This window comes from Mesorhizobium sp. WSM2240 (assembly GCF_040438645.1).
Taxonomy (GTDB): Bacteria; Pseudomonadota; Alphaproteobacteria; order Rhizobiales; family Rhizobiaceae; genus Allomesorhizobium.
The window spans coordinates 2,696,864-2,716,227 of sequence record NZ_CP159253.1 but is presented as its reverse complement, the minus strand read 5'-3'; the positions used below and the strand labels follow the sequence as shown (position 1 = coordinate 2,716,227).

The 19,364-nt window shown below is 61.7% G+C and carries 15 protein-coding genes and 1 pseudogene; 7 read left to right on the top strand and 9 right to left on the bottom strand.

What is annotated here, in order from left to right; all coding sequences use genetic code 11:
* Nucleotides 1–278 precede the first annotated feature (278 nt).
* Entirely contained in the window at nt 279–662 is a 384-nt protein-coding gene (locus tag ABVK50_RS13305) for a hypothetical protein (protein WP_353641113.1), read from the bottom strand.
* A 35-nt stretch (nt 663–697) separates the two neighbouring features.
* On the opposite strand from ABVK50_RS13305, the gene ABVK50_RS13300 reads away from it, so the two are divergent.
* Nucleotides 698–2,974, top strand: coding sequence for an acyl-CoA dehydrogenase (locus ABVK50_RS13300; RefSeq protein WP_353641114.1), 2,277 nt, complete (start codon nt 698–700; stop codon nt 2,972–2,974).
* An 82-nt stretch (nt 2,975–3,056) separates the two neighbouring features.
* On the opposite strand, the gene ABVK50_RS13295 is transcribed toward ABVK50_RS13300, so the two are convergent.
* The 3 genes and pseudogenes from ABVK50_RS13295 to ABVK50_RS13285 all read right to left on the bottom strand — a co-directional run bounded on the left by ABVK50_RS13295 (nt 3,057) and on the right by ABVK50_RS13285 (nt 8,429).
* A complete protein-coding gene (locus ABVK50_RS13295; protein ID WP_353641115.1) occupies nt 3,057–4,925 on the bottom strand; it encodes an acetyl-CoA hydrolase/transferase C-terminal domain-containing protein in 1,869 nt (622 codons plus the stop codon).
* Nucleotides 4,922–7,026: pseudogene (locus ABVK50_RS13290) on the bottom strand (3-hydroxyacyl-CoA dehydrogenase NAD-binding domain-containing protein). Before ABVK50_RS13290 ends, ABVK50_RS13295 begins: the two are co-directional and overlap by 4 nt.
* On the bottom strand, nt 7,026–8,429 hold the full coding sequence (locus ABVK50_RS13285; protein WP_353641116.1) for an acetyl-CoA C-acetyltransferase: 1,404 nt from the start codon (nt 8,427–8,429) through the stop codon (nt 7,026–7,028). Before ABVK50_RS13285 ends, ABVK50_RS13290 begins: the two are co-directional and overlap by 1 nt.
* 250 nt (nt 8,430–8,679) lie before the next feature.
* On the opposite strand from ABVK50_RS13285, the gene ABVK50_RS13280 reads away from it, so the two are divergent.
* On the top strand, nt 8,680–9,309 hold the full coding sequence (locus ABVK50_RS13280; RefSeq protein ID WP_353641117.1) for a transglutaminase-like cysteine peptidase: 630 nt from the start codon (nt 8,680–8,682) through the stop codon (nt 9,307–9,309).
* A gap of 135 nt (nt 9,310–9,444) precedes the next feature.
* On the opposite strand, the gene ABVK50_RS13275 is transcribed toward ABVK50_RS13280, so the two are convergent.
* The 4 genes from ABVK50_RS13275 to ABVK50_RS13260 form a co-directional block, all read right to left on the bottom strand.
* On the bottom strand, nt 9,445–10,533 hold the full coding sequence (locus ABVK50_RS13275) for an ABC transporter ATP-binding protein (RefSeq protein ID WP_353641118.1): 1,089 nt from the start codon (nt 10,531–10,533) through the stop codon (nt 9,445–9,447).
* A 79-nt stretch (nt 10,534–10,612) separates the two neighbouring features.
* Nucleotides 10,613–11,437: a carbohydrate ABC transporter permease gene (locus ABVK50_RS13270; RefSeq protein ID WP_353641119.1), complete on the bottom strand. Its 825-nt coding sequence runs from the start codon at nt 11,435–11,437 to the stop codon at nt 10,613–10,615.
* A gap of 2 nt (nt 11,438–11,439) precedes the next feature.
* On the bottom strand, nt 11,440–12,354 hold the full coding sequence (locus tag ABVK50_RS13265) for a sugar ABC transporter permease (protein ID WP_353645941.1): 915 nt from the start codon (nt 12,352–12,354) through the stop codon (nt 11,440–11,442).
* Nucleotides 12,355–12,551: 197 nt separating this feature from the next.
* A complete protein-coding gene (locus tag ABVK50_RS13260) occupies nt 12,552–13,820 on the bottom strand; it encodes an ABC transporter substrate-binding protein (protein ID WP_353641120.1) in 1,269 nt (422 codons plus the stop codon).
* Between the two features lie 572 nt (nt 13,821–14,392).
* On the opposite strand from ABVK50_RS13260, the gene ABVK50_RS13255 reads away from it, so the two are divergent.
* Nucleotides 14,393–14,647 carry a hypothetical protein gene (locus ABVK50_RS13255; RefSeq protein ID WP_353641121.1) on the top strand — a complete coding sequence of 85 codons (255 nt, stop codon included), beginning with the start codon at nt 14,393–14,395 and terminating at the stop codon, nt 14,645–14,647.
* Nucleotides 14,648–14,669: 22 nt separating this feature from the next.
* Here the strand turns inward: ABVK50_RS13255 and ABVK50_RS13250 are convergent, their stop codons facing one another.
* Complete coding sequence (locus ABVK50_RS13250) at nt 14,670–14,975, bottom strand: DUF982 domain-containing protein (RefSeq protein ID WP_353641122.1); 306 nt, start codon at nt 14,973–14,975, stop codon at nt 14,670–14,672.
* A gap of 234 nt (nt 14,976–15,209) precedes the next feature.
* Between ABVK50_RS13250 and mgtE the strand changes: the two genes are divergently transcribed.
* The 4 genes from mgtE to ABVK50_RS13230 all read left to right on the top strand — a co-directional run bounded on the left by mgtE (nt 15,210) and on the right by ABVK50_RS13230 (nt 19,359).
* Nucleotides 15,210–16,628: a magnesium transporter gene (mgtE, locus tag ABVK50_RS13245; RefSeq protein WP_353641123.1), complete on the top strand. Its 1,419-nt coding sequence runs from the start codon at nt 15,210–15,212 to the stop codon at nt 16,626–16,628.
* Between the two features lie 243 nt (nt 16,629–16,871).
* Nucleotides 16,872–17,231 (top strand): hypothetical protein, encoded by a 360-nt coding sequence (locus tag ABVK50_RS13240; RefSeq protein ID WP_353641124.1) that lies wholly within the window; start codon nt 16,872–16,874, stop codon nt 17,229–17,231.
* 189 nt (nt 17,232–17,420) lie between these two features.
* Nucleotides 17,421–17,807 (top strand): MerR family DNA-binding transcriptional regulator, encoded by a 387-nt coding sequence (locus ABVK50_RS13235; protein ID WP_353641125.1) that lies wholly within the window; start codon nt 17,421–17,423, stop codon nt 17,805–17,807.
* A 142-nt stretch (nt 17,808–17,949) separates the two neighbouring features.
* Entirely contained in the window at nt 17,950–19,359 is a 1,410-nt protein-coding gene (locus tag ABVK50_RS13230) for an adenylate/guanylate cyclase domain-containing protein (protein ID WP_353641126.1), read from the top strand.
* The last annotated feature ends 5 nt before the right edge of the window (nt 19,360–19,364 follow it).

Sequence of the window (19,364 nt, the reverse complement as noted above, 5' to 3'; positions counted from 1 at the left end):
TGCGGCCGGCGCCGTGACAATGATTCTTGTTTGCTGGCTATGGTTGAGTGGTATGCGCCGCCGGGTTGCGGCGGGGTCGGAATGGCCGTGTTTTATCCGTACGGGCCGCCGGTGCATTAGAAAGCTTATGGTCCGGTAGCTCTGCCGAAGCGGGAACCGCTGAAATTACAAATGGATTCCCGGGTATGTGGGCCCACCACTACCGGCGCCGGGCGTTTTCCAAGCGAAAATAGTATCGCCGGTACAGCAATGTTTTCATGATGCCGCTCAGCGTCGGATCAGGGCCGTGCTTCGAAGATCGGATTGAACGGAGTCGTAAAGCTCGACGGAAACGGGTGAAGCCGCCTTGCGGAATACACCCGCAAGCTGAGCTTCGCCGGCCTCCGCGCCGAGAACCATCCGACCGCCGTAGCCGGCGGATAGATCGCTCGCCACGCGCCCGCCATCGCATCGAGCTTGGCGGGATCGACCGTTCTGGATGATTCCCAAGTGCGCATCTCCTTTGTCTTCAAACTTCCGAAATCGAGGTCGGCGGGAAAATCGCATCGGGAGAGACCGAACGATAGAGCCGTGCTGGCCACAATCGGGCCATTTGCGCCACAACAAGCAATGCGGCCCGAAATGGGAAGCCGCGGGCCGGAACTGATCGCGATGCGCGGCATTCCGTCTATGATGGAGGAAAGGGAGGCGTTTCCCCATGAGCCTGCGTACTTTCCGCCGCGACACCATCACCAGGCCCATATTCAAATGGGCCTCGCGCGTCACCCCGCCCATTTCCGAGACCGAGCGGGACGCGATCGATGCGGGCACGGTGTGGTGGGACGGCGAACTTTTCACCGGCAATCCCGACTGGAACAAGCTTCTCGCCATGCCGCCTGCCAGGCTGTCTGCGGAGGAGCAAGCCTTCATGGATGGGCCTGTGCGCGAACTCTGCGCCATGGTCGACGACTGGAAGATCAACTGGGAGGACCGCGACCTGCCGCGCGAGGTCTGGGACTTCCTGCGCGAGAAGAAATTCTTCGGGATGATCATTCCGAAGAAATATGGCGGCATCGGCTTTTCCAATACCGCGCACTCGGAAGTCGTGCGCACCGTCTCCTCCTGCAGCGTGGTGGCGGGCGTGACGGTGATGGTGCCGAACTCGCTCGGCCCCGGCGAATTGCTGATGCATTTCGGCACCGACGAGCAACGGGATTACTGGCTGCCCAGGCTCGCCGACGGGCGCGAGATCCCCTGTTTCGCCCTGACTTCGCCGGATGCCGGCTCGGATGCGGCGGCGATGACCGACACCGGCATCGTCGAACAGGGCGAGTGGGAGGGCGAGAAGGTTCTGGGCGTCAGGCTCAACTTCCACAAGCGCTACATCACGCTCGGCCCGATCGCCACCGTGACCGGCCTCGCCTTCAAAATGTACGACCCGAACAATCATCTGGGCCGCGGAAAGGAACTCGGCATCACCGTTGCGCTCCTGCCGACTTCGACGCCTGGCGTGACCCATGGCGAGCGGCACATTCCCCAATTCACCCATTTCCAGAACGGCCCGCTTTACGGGAAGGACGTGTTCTTGCCGCTCGACCTGATCCTGGGGGGCGAGAAGCAGATCGGCGAAGGCTGGAAGATGCTGATGACCGCACTTGCCGCCGGCCGCGGCATTTCGCTGCCCTCCCAGTCGGCGGCGGCGGCGGCTATATGCGCGCGCGCCACCGGCGCCTATGCGCGGGTCAGGACTCAGTTCGACGTGCCGATCGGCATGTTCGAGGGTATCCGGAAGCCGCTCGCCGATCTTGCCGCCAATATCTATCTGATCGACGCAGCGCGGCGGCTCACCATCGCCGCCCTCGACGAGGGACACAGGCCCTCGGTGATCTCGGCCATCATGAAGTTCCACGCCACTGAACGCATGCGCGAGTCCGTCGAGAAGGCGATGGACATTCATGGCGGCAAGTCGATCATCGACGGCCCGATGAATTATCTCGGCAGCCAATACAGATCGGCCCCGATCGGCATCACGGTCGAGGGCGCCAATATCCTCACGCGCAACCTGATGATCTTCGGGCAGGGCGCGGTCCGCTCGCATCCCTACATGCTGAAGGAGATGCTGGCGCTGGCCGACAAGGACGAGAAGAAGGGCCCGGATACCTTTGACAAGGCAATCTGGCGCCATGTCGGCCATGCGTTTGCCACCGCCGGACGCGCCTTCGTGCGCGGCTGGTCGGGCGGGCGCATCGGGCCGGCCCCGGAAGATGCAGCGATGCCCGGCTACTGGAAACAGCTCTCGCGGCATGCCGCGGCCTTTGCGCTACTCTCCGATTTCGCGCTGCTGACGCTGGGCGGCGCGCTCAAGCGCAAGGAGATGATCTCGGCCAGGCTGGGCGACATCCTGTCGGAACTCTACCTGCTTGGCGCGGTTCTGAAGCGCTTCGAGACCGAGGGGCGGCATGAGGAAGACCGGCCGATCGTCGACTATGTGATGCGCCAGAGCCAGGGCCGCATGACGGTCGCTTTTGCCGGCGTGCTCGACAATTTGCCGGCGCGCTGGGCGGCGTTCCTCGTCAGGCTGCTCGCGTTTCCCGCGGGCGTACCCGCTCCGATGCCGTCCGACGAACTGACGATCGCGGTGGCCGAAACGCTGATGAAGGATTCGCCCCAGCGCGACCGGCTGACGCCGGACATCTATCTGGGCGAAGGGCACAAGGAGCACCCGCTGAAGGATCTTGAGCGGGCGTTCAGGCTTGTCGCTGCCGCCGCGCACATCGAAAAGAAGATGCGAGATGCGCATACTCGCGACCCGAAAGACGCCCGCGACAAGGGCGTCATCAGCGCGGCGGAGTTCGAGCAGCTTGCCGAAGCCAAGGCGGCGGCGGATCGCGTGGTGGCCGTCGACGCTTTCCCCATGGAAGAGATATCGCCGATCGCGGCGCAGCACCGACGGAACAAGGCGGCGCGCGGCAAGCGCTCGGAGGCCGCCGAATAGAGGCGTGCGGTATCGAGACCACCTCAATCATCATCGACGCAGTTCGGAGCGCAATGTGCTGGATTGCCCGAGGCTGGACGAATTATTCGGCGTGCCTGAGCGCCCAGAGAAGCAGTTTTGCATAGAGCCGTTCGCGCAGGCTTGTGGGGGCTACCAGTTGCATTCTCTCGAGGGCCGCGCATTCCTTTTGGTTTGGCCGACCTTCGGTCAAAGACGCAAGGACCGCACGCGCAAGCGATCGCCTGGATGCGCTTGTGTGCTTCAGATGCCGCAGCGCCGGGATCAAGCGCTGTTCCTCTTCGGTGAATTCCGTGCCGAATGGAAAAACGGCGCACCAGCCCTGCTTGCGCAGCGGGAGAAGCGCTTCCGCTATGCGCTCCGGCGTATTGCGGCGAAAGGCGGGCGGAATGGTAAAATCCTTCTCGATCTTGCCGGCGGATTTTGCCGCGTCGAGCAGTTCGTCCTGGAAGGCCGAATCTGAGATTGCCAGCATGGCGGCAACACAGTCGCGATCGGATTTGCCGTGCAGATCGGCAACGCCGTATTCGGTCACGACGATGTCGCGCAGGTGCCGCGGCAGCGTTGTATGGCCGTAGGACCAGATGAGGCGCGATTCACGGTGCCCGCGCACCCGGCGCGCCGCATTGAGCGTGATGATGGATCGCGCGTCTTCGAGCGCGAATGCCTGGGCGACGAAATTGTACTGCCCGCCGACGCCGGAGACGACGCGGCCGTCAGCGAGCGCGTCGGAGACGATTGCTCCGAGGAGCGTGACCATCATCGCATTGTTGACGAAACGCGCATGCACCCGATCGGCGCGCTTTCTTTCCTCCTCGCCGTAAAGCTCGTTGACGAAGGAAATGCCGCGCATCTGGAAAAGCGCGCGCTCCTCCTCAGGCAGGTCGCGGAGAAACGCGTAGAACGCGTTGCTGCCGACAAAGAAGCCGGAATGGAGGACGGCTCCATCGGAGGCGCGGCGCTTTAGAATGCCTTCCCGGTAAAGATCCATGAAACCGTCGACGAACATCTCGCTGGCGGCGTAGAGGCCGGTTTCGAAGCTTTCCGTCTCCGGCCTTGCGGCCTGATCGTGTGGCGAGAGGCGATGCAGCGCGCCGGCGAAGAGCTCGGGCTGCCGCTGCCGCAAGATCAGGCCGGCCGTCAGCGCGTCGCCCAGCGAGCCGATGCCGATCTGCAGCGTTCCGCCGTCCTTCACCAGGCTTGCCGCATGGATTCCGATGGCGTGGTCTGCCGCCGATACCGGCTCCCTCGGTACGACGAAGAGCGGCCGGTCGCGGTCAGGTCCGTCGAGGATGAAATCGAATTCGCCGGCCGGCAGCACCGCCTCGCCGGGCATGAAGGGCAATTGCGAGCTCACTTCCCCCACCAGCAGGACCGGCTCGTGCCGGGCTTTCAGTAGCGGCAGAATATCGAGCGTGATGTCGGAATTGCAGGACAGGCTGTACTCGGCGTCGGCACCGTCGCCCCGCTTTGCCACAAGTTGCGCGACCACGTTGATGCCGCGGTCGAGCACGTAGCGGCCGGCATGGGTGTAATTGGCCGAGACATAGTTCTGCTGGGCGATATCGATCGAGAGCCAGCGCCCTGCGACGAAGATGAACTCGCTGACGCGGACATTTTCCGGCAGTGAGCCGTCGCGCAGCGCCTTGGCGTAGGCAAGACCCCGATAGTCCGAATAAAGCCGCTCGTTCAGCAGCTCGATGAAGCGGCGTTCCATGTCGCTTGACCAGGATGGCTTTTCCAGCGTCAGCGCCGTGAAAATCTCCAGTTCAATTGCCTTGTCCCGGACCGCCCGCTCGAACAGCGCATTGGCGACGAGATTGGCCTTGCCAAGCCCGAGCGGAAGCGCAAGCACGATGCGTCCGCCAAGGCGCTCGATGATGCGATCGGCGATGCTTTCGGCTTGTTGGTGCTGCTCCGGCTTGCCCGTCACGTTTCTCCGCTTATTGCGTCCCAGCCCTTATCGGGGGCAAACCGGGGCCCGTGCTGCTGTTCGAGCCGCTTCAGCGTCGCAACTATATCCGCCACGCCGCGGCTGCGCGCATAATGCATTGGCCCGCCACGAAACGGCGCGAAACCGGTCGCAAAGATCATCGCGCCGTCGAGCGTGTCTTCGTCCTCGACGATGCCCTCGCGCAGGCAGCGCACGCAGGTGTTGAGCATGGGCAGAACGAGGCGATCCGACATGTCCGGGCCAGGCGCCGGCGCGTCGGAGGCCTTTTTCGGCTTGCCCTTGCTGTCATAGGCGTAAAGTCCCTTGCCCGACTTCCGGCCGGTCTCGCCGCTTTCGACCTTCTTCTCCAGCCAAGCCGGAATCTCGAGAATGGGATCGTCGAGCTTGTCCTTGAGCATCCGGACGACCTCAAGGCCGATGTCGAGCCCGACGCGATCGGCGAGTTCGATCGGCCCCATCGGCATGCCGAACTCCTCCGCCGCGCGGTCGATCGTCTCGTTGGACATTCCCTCGTCGAGCATGGCGAAAGCCTCCGCTAGATACGGCGTCAGCGCCCGGTTGACGAGAAAGCCGGGCGCGCTCTTCACGGCGGCGGGCAGCCGGTCGATTGCGCCGCAGAAGGCGTGCGCCCTGTCGAGCGTCTTCTTACTCGCCTGGTCATGGGCGACGACCTCGACAAGCTCCATCCTGGCGACCGGGTTGAAGAAATGCAGGCCGACCAGCCGATCCGGAAAGGCGAGGCCCTCGCGCAGCACTTCAAGCGGAATGCTCGACGTGTTGGTGGCGAGGATCGCATCCTTCCTCATTTTCGGCGCGATTGCGTCGAACACCTTGCGCTTTACGTCCGCCTTCTCCACGACCGCCTCGATGACGAGATCCGCCTTGGCGACGGCGGAGCCATCGAAATCGGGCATCAGGCGGTCGAGCGCGTCGCGCCGCTCGGTGCTCGAATGAAGCTTTTTGTCGTAGAATTCCGCGGCGCGGCCAATCGCCTTGGCGATGGCGTTGCGGTCGAGGTCGGCAAGCGTGACACGCAGTCCCCGCGACGCGCACCAGGCCGCGATATCGCCGCCCATCGTGCCCGCCCCGATGACGTGGACGTGCTCGATGCCGCTTTCTCCCTTGGCAGAGCCCTTCAGCTTCTCGCGCAGGAAGAAGACACGGATGAGGTTCTGCGCGGTCCCGCTGGCGAGCAGTTCCGAGAATGACGTGATTTCGGCTCTTTGCATTGCCTTGGCGTCGCTGCCGTGCTCCTCCCAGAGATCGATGAGGCGGTAGGGCGCCGGATAATGCTCCTTCGGGGCGTGTTTTTCCGCCTCCGTCCGCATCTGACGGGCAGCGAGTTGGCGCGCCGGCGACAGGCCGAGCACACCCGATTTCCAGTTGCCGCGTTCCGTCTTCATCTTGCCCGAAACAGCCGCTCGCACGGCGTTTTCGACATGGCGCTCCTCGACAACCGCGTCGACGAGCCCGAGCACCTTGGCCTTCTTCGCGTGCACGGTCTTTCCCGTAAGCATCATCGTCATCGCCTCGATGGGATCGATCAGCGCCGTCAGCCGGAATGTCCCGCCGAGCCCCGGGTGCAGGCCAAGCCTGATCTCGGGGAAACCCAGCATCGCATCGCCGAGGGCGAGCGGTGTTTACAGGCGAGCGCGATTTCGAGCCCACCGCCGAGGCAATGCCCATGGATGACCGCTATTGTCGGGATTTTGAGCGCTGCCAATCGGTCGACGATCTCATGTGCCCGCCTCATGCGCTTTTCGACCTCGCCCGCCTCGGTCACGCCTTTGAAGTCGCGGATGTCCGCGCCGGCGATAAAGCCGCCCTTCTTGGCCGAGCGGATGACGAGGCCCTTGGCGCCAATGCTCTCGACATCGCCAAGTGCGGTGTCGAGTTCGGCGAGCACGGCTTCCGACAGCGTGTTCATACTTTCGTTGGCTCTGTCGAGCACAAGCCAGGCAATATCGTCCGATCCCTTGCTCAGCCGCCAGTGCGTGAAAACCTTCGGAGCGTCCTGCGGTCCCAGTTCCATGTTGCGGGGAGCGAGCGTGTTCCATACGGAGGCCTTCGTGACCGGCATCATGCGACCTCCAGCAGCATTGCGCCGCCTTGTCCGCCGCCGATGCACTCGGTGGCTATGCCGCGCTTGAGCCCGAGCCGGCGCATGGCGTTGACGAGGTGAAGCACGAGGCGGTTTCCGCTCGTGCCGACGGGATGGCCGAGGCTGATCGCCCCTCCGTCGACATTGAGCCGGTCGCGGTCGATGCGCCCGAAGACGCCGTCGAGGCCGAGCACGTCGCGGCAATATTGCTCATCCTCCCATGCGGCGAGACAGGCGAGGACCTGCGCGGCGAAGGCTTCGTTGAGTTCCCAGAGGTCGATGTCCTCGCGCAAGAGTTCCCGGCGTTTCAGGATTTCAGTCGAACACAATGTCGGGGCAAGCCCCATGATCGACGGGTCGAGCGCCGACCATTCGCTGTCGACGATGCGGGCGAGCGGCGTGAGCTTGCGCCTTTTCATCGCCTCTTCAGAGGCGAGGACGACCCAGCATGCCCCATCGGTGATCTGGGAGGAATTGCCGGCGGTGACATTGCCGTATGGCTTTTCGAAAACCGGGTCCAACTTCGCAAGCTTTTCCATCGACGTGTCCGGTCGCACCCCGTCATCATGGTCGTAGAGCTTGCCGTCGCGGGTGACAGCCGGGATGACCTCGCCTTCGAGAAGGCCGTTATTTTGCGCGCGCGCCAGGCGTTGATGGCTTTGCAGGGCGTAGCCATCGGCGGCTTCGCGCGTGATGCAGAAGAGGTGGCCGATTACCTCCGCCGTCTGGCCCATATTGAGTTCGGTAATCGGATCGGTGAGGCCGCGTTGGAGCCCGACCACAGGTTTTGCCATCTCCGGCCGCAAGCCCGCCAGCGCAGCGGTTTTTTCCCAAGGCGTCTTCGCCGATGCAAAGCCGCCGAACCACTCGACCGCTTGGTGGCGAAGCACCAGGGGAGCGTGGGACAGCGCTTCGGCTCCGCCGGCCAGGATAAGATCGGCCTTGCCGGCTTCGATCATTCGGAAAGCGGTATCGATCGACTGCATGCCGGAGCCGCAGTTGATCTGGACGGTGAAGGCCGTCATCGCCGCGCCCATGCCGAGCCTGAGCGCCGCCACGCGCGCCGGGTTCATCTCGTCGGCGATCACGTTGACGCAGCCGAGGATTACGGTGTCGAATTCGTCCGGAGAGAATGGCTGGCGTGCGAGAAGCGGCCGTCCGCACTGGACCGCCAGATCCACCGGCGTGAACGGTCCCGGCTTGTTGCGAGCGCGGAGGAAAGGCGTCCGCGCGCCGTCGACCAGATAGACGGGACGGCCGGAATTTGCCTCGGTCCGGCTGGCGTTTCTCGATCCGCCGGCGGTTGGTTTCCTGGCCGCAGTCGCTTTCACCGCACGAGCCGGACTCTTCGCCTTCGCAGCGGACTTCTGCGCCTGGGCCATCACGTTGCTCCCCGTATTCATCGGCGGGATGTCGAGCTGAATTGCCTCCTGGAGAAGAGTGGGAAGACCATGCCTCCGACCGCGCAATTCCGCCTCGAAGGCGAACGTTCCAAGCTGCCGATCGTTCCGCTCAGCCTTCAACGCAAGTTCGCGTGATCGTCCAACCTCACGAATCCGTTATTCTTGCGGGCTTCCCAATGGTCCCTAACGGATGGTAAACGGGCGAAAAAACACGTGACTTGGGCGGGTAATGGGCTTCTTTGCGACGGGACGATGGATCCTTGTTGGGATTCTTGCGGCTTTTGCAGTGGCTGGAATGTCTGCAGGGCAGGCAACGGCCGACAATGATGTGCCGGGAACGATGCTGATTGGTACGAGAACGTCGCAGCCAATCGGCCACTACGAATTCTGCCAAAGGATGAGTTCGGAATGCAGGATCTGGTCCGGTCGGCGCGATCCGGTGCAGATGTCTGACGCGATGCGGGTACTGCTCGGCAGCGTCAACACGGCCGTCAACAGATCTGTTAAGGCGACGAGCGACGACCAAGCCTACAGCAAAAAGGAATTCTGGACCTTTCCTGACGACGGCACAGGCGACTGCGAGGACTACGTGTTGCTCAAAAGGAAAATGCTCCACGCGCACGGCATTCCGCTTTCGGACCTGCTGATTACCGTTGTCAGACTTCAAGACGGCGAGGGACATGCCGTGCTGACCGTCAGGACGGGGGATGGCGACCTGATTCTCGACAATCTGAACGACGACGTGAAGCCGTGGACGCAGACGGGATATCGTTTCATGAAACGCCAGTCAGTCCGATACACAGGGCGCTGGGTTTCGATCCTGGACAACCGGGACGTTCTGGTGAGCTCAGTCAACTAGCTGCACTTTCGCCGCCCGAAAACTTGTGCCGCCGGGAGAAGGACCAACACATCTCTCGACGCCTCACAGCCGGTTCGCTGTCCTCGCCGCATGGACGGGCATTCCTATCTCGGTCAGCAATTCCGCCGTCCTGAGCTAGCGCGGGAATGCGTTGCCGGCTTCGTCGAACACGTGGAGGAACTCGGTCGGGGCGGTGAGGCCGAGTTTTTCGCCCCTGTGGATGTTGACGATGCCGTCGAGCTTGGCGACGATCGGCTCTTCCGGGGCGCCGCAGTCTACATAGAGGAGCGTGACCTCGCCGAGCCGCTCGACGATGTCGACCGTGCCTGTGAAGATCGCATCTGCGCCTTGCGTCACCGCGAGGTCTTCGGGCCGGATGCCGAAGATGCCCTTCTGGCCGCTGGCGCTTTCAGGGATTTTCGCATTGAGCTTCACCGACCGGCCATGCTCCGGCTTGACCATAGCCACGCCTCCGCCGGCTTCGATGACGCAGGGGACGGTGTTCATCGCCGGCGAACCGATGAACTTTGCGACAAAGAGGTTTGCCGGGTTGAGGTAGAGATCCATCGGCGCGCCGACCTGCTCGACCCGGCCGAGATTGAGGACGACGATGCGGTCGGCGAGCGTCATGGCCTCGACCTGATCGTGGGTGACGTAGATCATGGTCGTGTTTGACATGCGCTCGTGGAGCTTGGTGATCTCGATGCGGGTGGCGACGCGGAGCGCGGCATCAAGGTTCGACAGCGGCTCGTCGAAGAGGAAGACACGCGGGTCGCGAACAATGGCGCGGCCGATGGCGACACGTTGGCGCTGGCCGCCGGAGAGCTGTTTCGGCAAGCGATCGAGGAATGGCGTGATCTGCAGCATCTCAGCGGCTTCTCGCACGCGCTTGTCGACCTCGGTCTTGCCGCCGCCCTGGAGTTTCATGCCGAAGGCCATGTTGTCGTAGACCGTCATGTGCGGGTAAAGCGCGTAGGACTGGAAGACCATGGCGATGCCGCGCTTTGCCGGCGGCAAGTCATTGACTACCTCGCCCTCGATCCTGAGCGTGCCGGCGGTGATGTCTTCCAGTCCTGCGATCAAACGGAGAAGGGTCGACTTGCCGCATCCCGAGGGGCCGACGAAGACGATGAATTCGCCCGACTTAATGCCGAGGTCGACGCCCTTGATGACTTCGACCGCGCCGAAGGACTTCTTTATCCCCGTCAATTGAAGACCGGCCATTTCTCTTCTCCCTTATGCAACCGAGCCGAAGAATGCGTCACCTTCGGAAGCTGGACGGAGCAGCCTCCGCTTCCATCGCTTATCCCTTGACCCCGCCCGCGGTGAGGCCGGAGATGATCTTCCGCTGGAAGATCAGGACGAGGATGACAAGCGGCACCGTGACGATCACCGAGGCGGCCATGATGTTGCCCCAGGGGATTTCGAACTGGGAGTTGCCGGAGAGGAGCGCTATTGCGACCGGTACGGTGCGCTGCTCGTTGGTGGAGGTGAAGGTAAGGGCGAAGAGGAACTCGTTCCACGCACCGATGAAGGCGAGCAGCCCGGTGGTCACCAATGCCGGCCACATGAGCGGCAGGAAAATGCGTGTGACGATGACCCAAGGCGTCGCGCCGTCGACGATCGCCGCTTCTTCGATCTCGACCGGCAGGTCGCGAACGAAGGCGGTGAGCACCCAGACGGTGAATGGCAACGTGAAGATCATGTATGAGAAAATCAGCGCAAAGGGCGAATTGTAGAGGCCGAAGATCCGGATAAGTTCGAACAGACCGGCAAGCACCGCTACTTGCGGGAACATCGAAACGGACAGAATGGTGAGGAGCAGAAGCGCGCGGCCGCGGAAATCGACACGCGCAAGAGCGTATGCGGCGGTGACGCCGAGGAACAGCGATATGACGACGACGACGGTCGAGATGAAGAGCGAGTTAGCGAGATTGCGCGGGAAAGTTCCCCTGGTGAAGACGGTCGCATAATTGCTGATCGTAAAAGTCGTTGGCCAGTAGTCGATCTGGAAGAGCGCCGTTCCCGATTTCAAGCTGGTGATGATGGCGTAGTAGAAGGGGAAGATGGCGATGACAACAATGACGACGACGAGGAGATAAAACGCCGTCCGCTTTACAAGCCACATGATCAGCGGCCTCCGCCCAGATTTACCCGGCCGAGCCACAGATAGAGGACGGTCAGCAGGACGAGAATGACGAAGAGCAAGGTCGACGCGGCGGAGCCGTAGGCGAACTTGTCGAACTCGAACAGGTTCTCGCGGGCGAAAACCGACATCGACTTGGTCTGCACATTGTTCGGCGTAAGGACGTAGATCAGGTCGAAGACGCGGAGAGCGTCGAGCCCGCGGAAGATCACCGCCACCATAAGCACCGGCCGAATGAGCGGCAGCGTCACCTTCCAGAAAACCTTCAGCGGGCTCACGCCGTCAAGTTTGGCGGCCTCGTAGATGTCGTTCGGAACCATCTGGAGACCGGCAAGAATGAGGAGCGCCATGAAAGGCGTCGTCTTCCATATATCCACGATGAGAACGGCGATCATCGCGGTGTCGGCGCTGGCAGTCCAGGCGATCTTCGTGCTGATCAGACCGAGCTTGAGAAGGATGTCGTTGATGATGCCGAACTGGTCGTTGAGCATCCATTGCCACATTTTTGCCGAGACGATCGTCGGGATCGCCCAGGGGATGAGGATCGCAGCGCGAACGATGCCGCGGCCGCGGAACTCGGCATTGAGCACCAGCGCGACTATCATGCCGAGAATTGTCTCGCAGGTGACCGAGATCACGGCGAAGCGTACCGTGTTCCAGACCGCGCGCCACCAGACTGGATCGACGAGCAGGCCGTCATAGATGACACGGCCGCTCGGCATTTGCAGGACAGAGAAGTAGTTGGCGAAACCTACCCACTGACCGGCTTCGAGGTCGGCGAGCGAGGCATTGGTGAAGCCGAAATAGATGGTTCGGATGAGCGGCCAGCCGGCGACGGCGGCAAGTACGACCAGCATCGGGATGAGGAACAGCCACGCCGAGCGTACCCGCTGGCGCATCAGCTGCGAACGGCGGGCAACCGGTACGGCGGTTTCAGTCGTCGGTTGGGCTTGTGCCATGGCGCACCTGCTGGCTAACCCCGTTACCTCATAACCCGGACGGCTATGGCAAACGGAGCGGCGGGCATCCCGTGTTCCGCTCTGCCAGAGCAACATGAAAAGCGCAGGCGGGATAGCCCGCCGGCGTAGTTCGTGACTTACCAGGCGGCGCCCTTGAGTTTGGTCAAGGAGACTTCGAGTTCGGCAAGGTTGTCGGCGGCGGTACCCTCGCCGGACAAAGTCTTGTGAACGGCGGTCCAGAACTGACTCGATACCTCGTTGTACTTGGTCTTGACCGGGGCCGAGGGGCGCGGCACGGCGTTGAGGAAAACTTCCTTCCAGCGCGGAATGATCGGCTGCTCCCTGGCGATATCGGAGTCCTGGTAGAGCGCCTGAATGGTCGGCAGATTTGAAGTCCTCAGGGTGCGGTATTTCTGCATCTCGGGAGAGGCGATCCACTTGACCAACTCGATCGCCGCGTCCGGATTCTTCGAGTATTTGGAGACCGCGAGATTCCAGCCGCCGAGTGTTGCGGCCGATCGGGCGCCTTCACCGGACCCCGCCGGCAGCGTGGTCACGTCGAACTTGCCTTTGACGGCGGAGTCTTCGCCGTTGCCGAGGGAATAGGCGTAAGGCCAGTTACGCATGAAGACCGAGTTGCCGGTCTGCCAGACGCCGCGCGTCTCTTCTTCCTGGTAAGCCAGAACGCCGGGAGGCGAGATGGATCCCACCCAACCCTTAGCCATTTCCAGGGCCGCGGCTGCTTGCGGATTGTTGATGGAGATAGTGCCGTCCGGCTCGATGATCTGGCCGCCGCCGTTCGACTTCACCCATTCGAGCGCGTTGCAGGTCAATCCCTCATAGGCGTTGCCCTGGAAGACGAAGCCCCACATGTCCGCGTTACCGGCCTCGCGCTCCTTGTCCATGACGAGCTTTGCGGTCTCGGTCAGTTCCGCCCAGGTGGTCGGGACCTTGGCGCCGTATTTGTCGAGGAGGTCCTTGCGGTAATAGAGCGCCGGCGCATCGGTGAACACCGGCAGGGCGACCAATCTGCCATCGACTGTTTGCGACTCGATGATCGACGGGAAATGGGCGCCTACCACGTCCTTGGTCGCCTCGGCCAGGTCGACGAGCTGATTGGCGAGCTGCGGAGCCCAGATGACGTCCGTCTGGTAGACGTCTATGTCGGTGTTCTGGGCGGCGAGCCAGAGCCTATATTGGCCGAACTGATCCGTCGTCGAGGTCGGCATCGGCACGATGGTGACCTTATGGTCGGTGTTCTTCTCGAATTGATCGAGTATCTCGCGAAGAACCTGCAGGCCATTGCCGGTATCGCCCGACACGATCGCCATGTCGACAGCCTGCGCCGGGCCGGTCGCCAGTATGGCGCCTGCGGCAATGGCAAGAAGTGCGTGACGAAGCTTCATGGTGGTGGGACCTCCCTTTCAAGCTTTCAGGTCGCGCGGGAGGAAACGCCGACCTGAAACGCCTTCCGCTTAACGCCCGCTGGCGTAAAAGGCCTGGCGATCACCGCGGCCCTCGATCGAACCCGCAAGCTCAGGGAGCACCATCATGACGTTGCAAGTCAAGCTCGCCGGCCTTCCAGCACACCGAGGGCAGCGACTGCGAGCGCTGGATGCACTACAAGCAAGGTGATCTAATTAACGCAATCTATTGATTTCATGTCGTTCTTGATGGCTTTAGTGCATCTCTACCGCACCATGGTTTTCCAAATCAGCACAAGCCGTTGAAGTTGATCGACAACATGGCGCCCAGGCCGGCTTGAGGCTTATGGCTGTGCGGCGCATCCCAGTTCATCCATTGACCGCGCTGCAGTCCTGCGCCACGCAAGCAACCCACTGTTGTTCAACATTTTCGTTGCCACGCTGCGCCTGAAGTTCGATGAAGCGGTTCTGCTTGTCCTGGCGAAAATATCTTCCATTTACATGGCCTGGAGAGGTGTTCCGACCAATGCTTGGATCATTTTGTGAGGCAATGCATGCGGGAACTGCCGCGCGATATAGACGCTGACGTGATACTCGAGATCAGCCGTTTGCTGGACGGCCATTCCAAGGTTTCGCCAGTATCGATCATGTGGCTGATCGACGAAATTCGGCAAAACTTCGAAACCGCTCTGTCCGACGACGCGTTGGAACTGCTTGCCGTGGAGATGGTTTCGACGCGGCATCTTCCGATGAAGCTTGATCGGCCGGCAAAGAAGCGGCGGCAACGGCCGACCTCCAAATCAAATTGATCTCCCGGGTCACAGTCTGCCGTTACGTCGCACGTGGACGAGGCCGTATCTCAGATTCCAGAATCCCGGCGGGGACGGACATGTCTCTGGCCAGGATGCCGGAGACCCGGGCCAACGCCATAAACGCTCTGCGAGCGTCTTCGGCCGATTCCTGGTCGACGGTGGCCGCGAAACAGGAGTTCAAGGCGCGTTGATAGATCGGACTTTCCGATGCGCCCGACCAATTCTGGAGAAACGTAAGCGCTTCCTCGACATCATAGATTTCGGTCACTGGCCGGCCAGGCTCTGTCACGATCCGTACCGGCATGATGAACTGCAGCTTGTCCATGGGTCTGGTCCCCGCGTGTTTCCAACCCTTTCAGGCTGGCCGATTTCAACGCGTCAGCAGCTTGTTGGTTGCCATTCTAATCCTTTTCGCCACTGGGCGGAAGCTCCGAGCCCACCTTGAGGCCCGAGTGCGCCCTTCCAATCCACGCGGCCGTATTTCGTTTGATATTCCGTCGCCTTGCGCGCTAAAGCTCTCCCGCAACGCTTTCCCGGAATCTTGGAACGAGAGGCACATTTGGAAGGCCAGGACGATCCGAAGCCGGGCGCCGATGCCCATGAGCCGGTCCACGCCGACATTTACGGCGAGGACGGCGTCATCCATGCGTCGTTCCTCGCCCATATCGGCGCGGCCATCGCCGACCGCGACACGCTGACGCTCAAGCAGGATGTCGCCCGCCTTCACCAGTCCGAACTCGGCGACCTGCTCGAAGCGTTGCTGCCCGAGCAGCGCCGTGCGCTGGTCGAGCTCCTCGGCGCAGATTTCGATTTTTCGGCGCTGACCGAGGTCGACGAGGCTATACGCCTCGAGATCGTCGATGCGCTGCCCAACGCGCAGATCGCCCAAGCGGTCCAGGAGCTCGATTCCGACGACGCCGTCTACATCCTGGAGGATCTAGACGAAGAGGACCAGAACGAGATCCTAGCGCAACTGCCGTTCACCGAGCGGATCAGGCTCAGGCGCTCGCTGGACTATCCGGAAGAATCGGCTGGCCGGCGCATGCAGACGGAATTCGTCGCCGTGCCGCCGTTCTGGACCGTCGGCCAGACCATCGACTACATGCGCGACGATCAGAACCTGCCTGATCATTTCAGCCAGGTCTTCGTCATCGACCCGACCTTCACGCTTCTCGGAGCGGTCGACCTCGACAAGATCCTGCGCTCCAAGCGCTCGGTGAAAATTGAGGAGGTGATGCACGAGACGCGTCACGCCATCCCGGCCAGCATGGACCAGGAAGAGGCTGCGCGCGAATTCGAGCAATACGACCTCCTGTCGGCCGCCGTCGTCGACGAGAACGAGCGGCTGGTCGGCGTGCTAACCATCGACGATGTCGTCGACGTGATCCAGCAGGAGGCGGAGGAGGATCTCCTGCGCATGGGCGGCGTCGGCGACGAAGAGCTTTCCGACACGGTCATCGACACTTCGCGCTCGCGTGTGCCCTGGCTGCTGGTCAATCTGGCCACCGCCTTTCTCTCCGTCTCAGTCATCAGCATGTTTGGCGCGACCATCGAAGAGATGGTGGCGCTGGCCGCGCTGATGCCGATCGTCGCTTCGCTCGGAGGCAATGCGGGCACGCAGACCATGACCGTCACGGTGCGGGCCCTGGCGACGCGCGACCTCGACATCTACAATGCCGGGCGCGTCATCCGACGCGAGGTGATGGTGGGACTTCTGAACGGTGTGGTCATAGCCGTAATCATCGGCCTGGTCGCCGGCTTCTGGTTCCAGAACGCCGATCTCGGCCTCGTCATCGCGGCCGCAATGATCATCAATATGCTGGCCGCGGCTTTAGGCGGAATTCTGATACCGCTGTTCCTCGACAGGCTGGGGGCAGACCCGGCAATCTCCTCATCGATCTTCACCACCATGATCACCGACGTGATCGGCTTTTTCGCCTTTCTCGGGCTCGCCGCCTGGTGGCTGAATCTCGGCTGATCCTGCCGCGCAATGCTTCCGAAGTGGATGGCGTCCCGGTTGAATTCGTCCTTGCGACCCTTCTCTGCCGTTCCTCCTGAGAACTGGTATCTGAAGTCTCAACTCCGAATCCGGACGTTTCGGCGCCATTCAGTCTGGGTGCAGTGAGAACTATCGGAACAAATGCCAAGCGGTAGAATTCCGATACAAAGCGATTGAAATTAAAAGATGATCGCGCCTTCCCTCTAACTCATGGAGGACAGAATGTTTCGCGAGTTTCTTGCAGGTGCCACCATTTCAATCTTCATCGCGTGCCCGACCACCGCCCTGTCACAGGCCCTGCTGTCCGACCAGCGAGATGCCATCGCGCACATGGCCAATGCGGCCATTGCAGATGAACAGTGCGACATGCGAGTGAACCAAGAAGTTCTCAATATAGCTATCGTGCATGTAGGCTTGAACCTGAAGGATTTGGAGGTTGAGCCATACAAATCCGCGTACACCGAAGCAGCACTGGAAGCGCAGGTTAGTCTCGAAGCATCTGGCAATCAGGTAGTCTGCGACCGCCTTGATACTATGTATGGAGCAACCGGCCTAAGGATCCCTGGTCTTATCGCGAGATAGCCACCGAGGTGAGCGAAAGCCGTTGCCGTAGGGGTTGTTGCCTGCCGCTTTTCCTGCGGAACCAAGCATAGCTAAACGTCGCATTTCCACCCATTGCGGAATTCCTCGAGGTGAGCTCAATTGACTTTTACGTAAACGCCATGCGAGGGTTTAGCTGGGGAATCGGGCAGTCTGCCCTTGGGAGCGACAATGCGGGAATATTATTCGATCACCGAACTGACCCGCGAGTTCGACATTTCGACACGCACACTCCGCTTCTACGAAGATGAGGGGCTGATCCAGCCGGTGCGGCGCGGCCGCACCCGCCTGTTCCGCCCCACAGACCGGCATTTGATCAGGCAGATCATGCGCGGCAAGCGCCTCGGCTTCTCGATCAGCGAAATCCGAGAGATCATCCAGATCTACAAGGAGCCGCCCGGTGAAGTCGGCCAGCTCAAGCTGATGATCAAGCGCATCGAGGAAAAGCGCGACGATCTGCGCCAGAAGCGGCGCGATCTCGAGGAAACGCTGGCCGAACTCGACCAGGCCGAGGAATCCTGCGTCGAGCGCTTGGCTGAACTCGGCGTCAACACCTGAGAAACGTGACAGGCCGGGCAGGGGCGGTGTAGGATAAGAACCGCTTAGCCGGTGTGATTACGGTGCAGCATTGAATGCCTCGCCGTGATGCGTCGGCGGTCAAAAGGCAATTCTAGAAGTGCTCCAGCCCTGAGAGGGTGAGATGAGCGAAGCCGGGAACCTTCTGTCGATCCTGCGCGAGGCAGCCGATGCCCGGGTCGTCGACGCGGTCGGGGCCGAGCTAGAGCACGGCCTCGATCGCAATCTGTGCCGGATCAATGCGCTGGCCTTTGCAGCCAGACACGGTCTGGATGAAGAGAAGACGGTTTCTGCTTTTCTTCACGCTTCCAGGATCGGCCTTTTCGACATGTCCTGGAACGTGCTCTGTCCCGGTTGCGGCGGCGTTCTCGACGCCAACGCTTCGTTGAAGACGGTGCTCAAGGACGAATATGTCTGCGCGCTCTGCGCGGACGGATATTCGCCGACGCTCGATGAAATGGTGGAGGTGACCTTCACCGTCAGTCCACGGGTCCGCAAGATCGCGGCGCACAATCCCGACGAGCTTCCGGTCGTCGAATACCTTCGCCAGGTTTACTGGGGCTCGGGCGTCGAACTGCCTGAAGAAGGCTATGAAGAGGCAGTTGAAGGCTTTGTGCTCGAGAGCCTCGAACTTCCGCCCGGCGAGAAGGCGATCCTGTCGATCCAGCTTCCCCCGGAATTCATCATCGTCTTCGAACCGGTGACGCATTCGGCGCAGTTCATCGACGTGAAGGGCGAGCCTACCCGCGAACGCCAGAACCTTTCGCTGGTCTTCGACAAGGATCACGTCCACAGCCAGACGCTGGAGATGCACCCCGGGCCGCTGCGGATCGCATTCGACAACCGGACAGACAGGCGGGCTTTGCCATCCGTCTGTATCGCAGGCGACGTGCTTCACGGTCTGCTCGGCAGGCGCCGGCCGTTCGTCACGGCCAAGCGGCTGTTGACCAACCAGACCTTTCGCGACCTTTATCGGACCGACACGCTGACGGTGGACCAGCGGCTGAAGATCACCAGCCTGACCTTCCTTTTCACCGATTTACGCGGCTCGACGGAGCTTTACGAAAGGGTCGGCGACCTTGTGGCTTTCGACCTCGTCAACGCGCACTTCCGCGTCCTGAACGAGATCGTGGCGGGAGAGGCCGGCGCCGTCGTCAAGACGATCGGCGATGCGGTCATGGCGACGTTCCCGACGCCCGATCGCGCGGTCGCGGCAGCGCTCAGGATGCGCGAAGCCATGCGCGAACTGAACGCGAACAGCGGCCGCGAGGATCTCCTCCTGAAGATCGGCGTCCATGAAGGTCCCTGCATTGCGGTGACGATGAACGAGCGCCAGGACTATTTCGGCCAGACGGTCAACATCGCGTCGCGTGTCCAGGGCCTCGCCAACTCGCAGTCGATCTTCGCTACAGGGTCAGTCGTGAACGACACCAAAGCTGCGGATCTCCTGCACATGAAGGATCTCACGCCTGTTTCGCAGGGCACGTCGCTGCGCGGTATCGAGCGCGAGGTGATGGTCTATGCGATCCCGTAGCTCCA